The organism is Bacillus sp. SIMBA_074 (assembly GCF_046534555.1).
Lineage (GTDB): Bacteria > Bacillota > Bacilli > Bacillales > Bacillaceae_G > Bacillus_A > Bacillus_A mycoides.
This window is the reverse complement of record NZ_JAWRYM010001055.1, coordinates 1-245: the sequence shown is the minus strand read 5'-3', so window position 1 is coordinate 245 and position 245 is coordinate 1. Positions and strand designations below refer to the sequence as shown.

At 53.9% G+C, this 245-nt stretch carries 1 pseudogene; it reads left to right on the top strand.

The window, feature by feature from the left end:
• Positions 1-245, top strand: a pseudogene (locus tag SB773_RS33985) (DNA cytosine methyltransferase); the annotation flags it as partial.

Genomic DNA, 245 nt, shown 5'->3' with positions numbered 1-245 from the left:
ACCTGCAGGCGGTGATTGGAGAGACCTTGAGAAAGTTGATTGGGAGAATTACCAGATTGCCTACGAACCGCGCAAGGGAGCATTGGCAGTAGGAGATTGGGAAGAGCCTAGCGGAGCAGTCACAGGGGCTGCTGGCTACGGCAGAAGCAATGGTACACAGGCTATTGCGGACCCGAGGTTAACGCTGCAATCCATGTATCCAAGCGGCTATGGTGTACAGAATTGGGACAAGGCTGCTCAGACAA